Genomic DNA, 6,236 nt, shown 5'->3' with positions numbered 1-6,236 from the left:
CTAAACAAAAATATCTTAGACCAGCCATTGCTGTCTTTGATATGATGGAAGACAAATTTCTTTTAGCAACAAGTCCTAATGTGAGACCTGGTGGAGGTGGTAATCCATCAGGAAGTATTACCGTAGAACCGCTTACACCTGCAGTTGGAGATGATGGCGACGAACTTGTTGGCTAATAGTTGGAAACAAAGATAGTAAAAATAAAAAGGTAAAAAGATATAATGAAAAAGATTTCTTATTATACACTATCGGCATTATTTGTTGGTAGCATTGCATTATCAATGGTTTCTTGTGCTGACGATGACTTAGGCAATAGCCTTAGTGATGGCGATAAAGAAGCTATTGTGCAATTTGAAATAACCGATGCGCAGGAAGAAGCGCTTAGTAAATATAATGCATCAACTCGTGGTGCCATTACTGCCGGACTATCCGATAAGGACCTTGAAGGTAAAAAATTAGAAGCTCAAAGCAACAAGAATCTTAATGTCTGCTTAATTGAAACAACTGTTGAAGGTGTTAATCCGGTGGTAACAGATGCAAGAACACGTGCAAATATCATTAATTTGAATTCATTTAGCGACTTCTCTTCTACTGGTCTTCGTGGCACAACTCAATCAAATATAAAAGAAGAATGGTTTATTGATGCAAAGACAAAAAAGAATGGTGAACTCTATACTCAGATACCTTGGTCGTGGCAAAAACCTTATGGTTGTTTCTTTGCGGTATATCCAGAGCTTAACACTTATAAGGATAAGATGAAAATAAATAAGCCAGATGCTAATGGCTTTCCAAGTGTTGAATTTGAAATAGAAACTGACGTAAGAAAGCAAGTAGACCTTATGACTGCTTGTTCTGGTAATGTACAATATGCAACACGCTATCAAGCACCAAGAACCAGTCTTAATTTCCGTCATGCATTGACAGCTATCCGCTTTGCAGTTGGTCAGAATCTGTCATTCGACAAAACTATTAAGCAGATTTCACTTAAAAATGTATTGTTAAAAAGCAAGTATGTAATTTCAAATCAATACGATGGCACAGGAGCTAAGTGGATATCTACTGGTTATGATACTCGTGGCGATGCAACTCTCGATGGTCTTAATTACAAGACAAATGAAAATCCAAACAGCATTGTAAGAGATAGAAGTACATTTCCTAATGAAAATTCAAGAGATATCACTAAGTTGAACGACAACTACACCTTTTATATGATTCCACAGGAACTCGATAATAAGGTTACTGCCGAAATTACTTTTACCGATAACACTACTATTTCCGTACCACTTAAAGGTTCATGGAAAGAAGGAACCACCCGTACTTATAAGTTGAGTAATAAGAATTCAAGTTGGGTTTACTCTATCACAAGTGATAGTCCATCAGCTGTTGCTTACAACGCAACAAGTACAGGAAACTATGGTATTACAAGTTTTCGTCAAGCTCCTGATGGCACAAAGAAACCAGTAGCATGGAAAGTTATTGGATATAGTGAAGATGATGGTAAGACTTGGACAACAACCAAACCAGCATGGCTAAAGAGTTTGACTAAAGAGTCGGGAAATGGTGGTACAGCTGCAGAACAAGGTACAGCTACATTAGGAACAGATATAGTAGACCTTCTTGCTAAACGTAATAAAGAATTACAAGATGGTGAGCCTTTAGGTTCGGCAGCAAAGCCTTACAACTTATCGAATAGCACAGGTGAAGCACAAGTACAGAATACTGCCAACTGCTATCTTATCTCTGCGCCGGGATATTATATGATTCCATTGGTTTATGGTAATGCCATCAAGAATAACGATGCAAATTATGTAGCCTATCAATTTGCAGGTAGTGCTAGTTATATTAATGTAAATGGACAACAGAAAGTAAACATTCTTCCCAAACTTGTAGATCACGATGGAAAAGAGATTAATAACCCATGGATTGAGAAAACAAATGGTAAGGCAAATAATGGCATAAATGGAGCACAAATTGTTTGGTCTGACGAAGCAAATCTCGTTAATTTAGATTCTAATCCTATTTATCGTGATGGTAGTGGAAATGCTTTTGTAAAGTTTGAAGTAACAAAGGCAAATATAAAAAGCGGTAATGCAGTTATAGCTGTTAAGAAAGGTAATACTATTGTTTGGTCATGGCACCTTTGGTTTGCGCCTAAGAATGCACTTGATAAGATTCCTGTTACCAATAAGCAAAACAAGGTTTATAACTTCACAAATGAAGCATTAGGTTGGAAACCCACAAAATGGACAGGTACATCTTATTCAACACCACGTACTGTAAAGGTAAAAGTTGAACAAACAATTGCAAATAATGGTGTAAGGCAAACTGCATTTATCACTATCACACAGAATGCTGGTATTACGGAAAGACGAGGTAATACTACACTTTACCAATGGGGTCGCAAAGATCCTTTCCCAAGTACAAATCCTGCTGTAGGAACACTATTTAAGCAAAATGCGGGTAATCAGATTTATATGCAAGCCATAATTCAAAATCCTGGTTATTTCTATGTAACAGAAGGTGGCGGCACTATTCCAGGTACTTCTTATTTAACACAGTACTATTATTTTTATAATTTGTGGTCTGTTAATAATACGTTTACTGATGGGAATGATAATGTTGTTGTTAAAACCATTTACGACCCAAGTCCTGTAGGCTTCCAAGTTCCAGCTAGTAATGCCTTCACAGGTTTCACTTCAAATGGTGTGAACCAAGGGCCTAAAATGGTAGATGGAACAGAAGTTCCCGCAACATATAATTCTCAAACTGGACATATATTCTGGACTAATAGTGAGAAGAAAGCAACTATCTATTTCCCTGCTACAGGTTTTCGTGAAAACGGAAATGGTAATATGGTAAGTCTCAATGTTAGTGCAAACTATTGGACAGCCATTCCACAAGACCTTAATAATGGTCGTTGTTTTGCTTTCAGCCAAGCAGATGTATATCCACTATATAGCAGTGCCCGCACATACGGCTTAGGAGTTCGTCCTGTTGCTGAATAATAAAATTAAGGCATTATAAATACCTAATATATTCTTTTTACTAAAATCCCTGCCCTATTTATTAAGGCAGGGATTTTTATTACTGCGAAAATACTACAATATAAAGCGTGGCATAATAGACCAATGTTTATTATGCCTGAAAAGTGGACAATACCACTTGTTTACTAGGCAGAGATATAGAAAGTATAGAGGATTAGAACCGTCACACTGTTGAAATCACACTACACAAAAGGGCCTAATTCTATAAAAGAATTCAGCCCTTTGCTATATTAACCAGCAAAAAATATACTTATAAGCACTCCCATTGTAGCAACATTAATGCTTGTATGCCATATCTTACCTTATATATTTCTTTTGCTATATTGCATTGTTATGCTATTGCTTCTTTCACTATTATTTTTATGCTATCTAAAGCTAATAACTCCCTGAATTGCCTCTGACGAAGTTTCTTCTTTCTTTTCAGGGACAGACTTTAAATCTTCTATCATTTGCTTTGTTCGCTTATAGGTTGGTGTGTTTTCTATAGCGAGAATAATATCTTCGTTATCCAAATCGTCTTGAGAGAAAAGATATATGTGTGGGTGTCGTTTCGACTTTGCTGACTTGCTTCCACCATAGATGCGGTCTCTACGGTCTCTACGTTCAGCCTCACGTTCTTCTTCTTCAGCAAGGCGCGCAGCTTCTTCCAACGATTGTTTCTTAATGTGGCTACCCATTCCCTCAACATCTTTAATGCCGAAGCCTGTAGCAAGAATAGTTACTTTTACCCTTTTATCGAGGTCTGGGTCGAGTGCTAATCCCCATTTCAGTTCAAATCCATTACCGAAATGGCTCATAAATTCGTTAATATCACTCATCTCTTCCATCGTCAATCCAGGATTGTCGTTGTTGTCGCTACTGAAATTGATAGAAAGAAGTATCTTTTTAGAGTTGTATATATCGTTATCGTTGAGCAACGGAGAATTCAAAGCATCTTCAATAGCTTGCTTTACACGGCCTTCGCCTTCACCGTAACCAGTGCTCATAATAGCAACACCGCCATCTTTCAACACTGTTTTCACATCGTTAAAGTCAAGATTAATGAGTCCGTGTACAGTAATAATTTCTGCAATACTTTTTGCAGCAACACTGAGAGTATCGTCTGCCTTTCCGAAAGCATTAAGCACACTCATCTCTGGATATATTTCGCGTAAGCGCTCGTTATTTATCACCAACAAAGCATCTACGTGTTTCGACATTTCTTCTACACCATCAAGTGCTTGGTCTATCTTCTTGTCGCCTTCGAAACGAAATGGAATTGTAACGATACCAACTGTAAGAATATCCATATCCTTACTTACCTTTGCAATAACAGGAGCAGCACCAGTACCAGTACCACCACCCATTCCAGCAGTAATGAATGCCATTTTGGTGCCATCACTCAACATTTTCTTTATGTCGTCGATAGTTTCTTCTGCTGCTTCTCTTGCTTTCTCTGGCTTATTTCCTGCTCCTAAACCTTCTTTACCAAGTTGCAAATGAATAGGAACGGGCGAATCGTTTAGTGCTTGTGCATCGGTATTACACAAAACAAATGTAACATCGTGTATACCTTCACGATACATGTGGTTTACGGCATTTCCACCGCCACCACCAACACCAATAACTTTGATAATGCTATTTTGTTCAGCTACACCAAAGTCGAGTATTTCTTTCTTCATATTATTATCTGCCATAACCTTCTTCCTTGTCTTATTCTATATTTCTTCGTTTAGAACACTTCCTTTTATTCATCTTCTGCTTCTAATATCTTTCCACTAATCTCTTTCATCTTGAGAGTGAATTTTCCCCAGAAACTATTCTTACGTTTTTCTTCTTCGTCGTGTTTACGTTTTTCTTCTTCTTCTTCTCTGCGTTTACGTTCTTCTTCTTCCATACGGCGACGTTCTGCTTCTGCCTTTTCTTTTTCGGCAGCAGTCAGCACTACACCTTGTCCAATTTCTGGAGCTTTTCTGGGTTCTTTATGCAAGTCGCTTGTTGTTGATGTAGTTGGTTTGGTAACATCATCAAACAATTTCTTATCTGAATTAATAGGAGCTCCTGCACAATTAATATCGCCTTTTGCCAACAATCCAAGAATAGTGTTCATTGTAGCATTCTTTGCATTAATATCTGCATTATTAGCATTAATGGTTTGTGTAACAAACTTAGCTATTCTTATTTTATCTACATGCGAATGAGTACGGAATGCTTGTTCAATATTCTTCATATTCGAACCACCACCTGTAAGAATAAAACCTCCTAATAGCTTATTAGCGTATTCGCTTGGTATTTGATAGATAACGTTTTTAATAATCTCTTCAACACGCGATTCTATGATATCAACAAGTTTTCGGCTTTCTATAGAAGAGTCGTTAGAGATTGTATAAGAGTGTTTGTCGTCTATATCTTCGTCATTAGTATAAGCACTTCCGTATGTTAGTTTAAGTTTTTCGGCATCTTTCTCTTCAATGTGTAGGCTTGCAATATCTTTTGTTATATTAGCTCCACCAAGTGGCAACACAACAAGGTGTCGTAATATACTTTTATAATAAACAGAAACTGTAGTTGTTTCAGCTCCAAGATCGACAAGTACACAACCTCCACGTTTTTCGTTATCTGTTAATATGCTATCAGCTAAAGCTAAAGGAGCCAAATACATTTCGGCAATAGCAATACCAGCCTTTTCAAAGCAACTATTAAGATTATCGTAGAACGATTTACGCCATAAAATATTTAAGAAGTTTCCTTCTAAATGGTTTGCTTTAATACCTACGGGATCTATTGCATCTTGATTATCTACCTTATATTCTTGTGTGGCTGCATCGAGAATTTCCTGATCGGGATAACTCATATTACGATTTGCGTCCATCAGTTCGTTTATCATATTACTAGATATGATAGTTCCTGCAGGCAATTCTTTTACTATTACGTTTTTTACACTGCGAATAGATTGTCCGCCCACACCTACATAGACGTGTGTTATCTCGTGTTTAAGTTGCTTCTTTAGTTTGTTTATTATATTGGTTAAGCATTGTCCTGTTTTGTCGATGTTGTAAACAACACCTTTTCGAATGCATTGCGAAGCGTCTTCTTTAACAACAGCATTCACAGAAATACTACCATCTAGGTTTTTCTTTCCTGCTATACCAGTGATTTTTGATGAGCCCAGTTCAATGGCTACAATAAATTCTGCCATACACTAATTTTCTT

General features: G+C 37.2%; 3 protein-coding genes. 1 reads left to right on the top strand and 2 read right to left on the bottom strand.

From position 1 onward, the window contains the following. Positions 1–221: 221 nt before the first annotated feature. Positions 222–3,005, top strand: a complete 2,784-nt coding sequence (locus HMPREF9144_RS02330) for a hypothetical protein (protein WP_006044223.1) — start codon at positions 222–224, stop codon at positions 3,003–3,005. 404 nt (positions 3,006–3,409) lie between these two features. On the opposite strand, the gene ftsZ is transcribed toward HMPREF9144_RS02330, so the two are convergent. Together ftsZ and ftsA are read right to left on the bottom strand one after the other, a co-directional pair. After that, the gene (gene ftsZ / locus HMPREF9144_RS02325; RefSeq protein WP_006044222.1) at positions 3,410–4,720 is read right to left on the bottom strand and encodes a cell division protein FtsZ; all 1,311 of its coding nucleotides are present in this window, start codon (positions 4,718–4,720) and stop codon (positions 3,410–3,412) included. Between the two features lie 50 nt (positions 4,721–4,770). After that, complete coding sequence (gene ftsA, locus HMPREF9144_RS02320; RefSeq protein WP_006044221.1) at positions 4,771–6,222, bottom strand: cell division protein FtsA; 1,452 nt, start codon at positions 6,220–6,222, stop codon at positions 4,771–4,773. Positions 6,223–6,236: the final 14 nt, after the last annotated feature.

The sequence above is a fragment of the Prevotella pallens ATCC 700821 genome, from assembly GCF_000220255.1.
Classification (GTDB): Bacteria; Bacteroidota; Bacteroidia; order Bacteroidales; family Bacteroidaceae; genus Prevotella; species Prevotella pallens.
The sequence above is the reverse complement of the archived record's forward strand: the minus strand, read 5'-3'. Positions and strand labels throughout refer to the sequence as shown.

Bases quoted from the DNA above. Each gene is read 5' to 3' on its own strand.
- HMPREF9144_RS02330 (WP_006044223.1), top strand. From the start codon at position 222: ATGAAAAAGATTTCTTATTATACACTATCGGCATTATTTGTTGGTAGC.
- ftsZ (WP_006044222.1), bottom strand. From the start codon at position 4,720: ATGGCAGATAATAATATGAAGAAAGAAATACTCGACTTTGGTGTAGCT.
- ftsA (WP_006044221.1), bottom strand. From the start codon at position 6,222: ATGGCAGAATTTATTGTAGCCATTGAACTGGGCTCATCAAAAATCACT.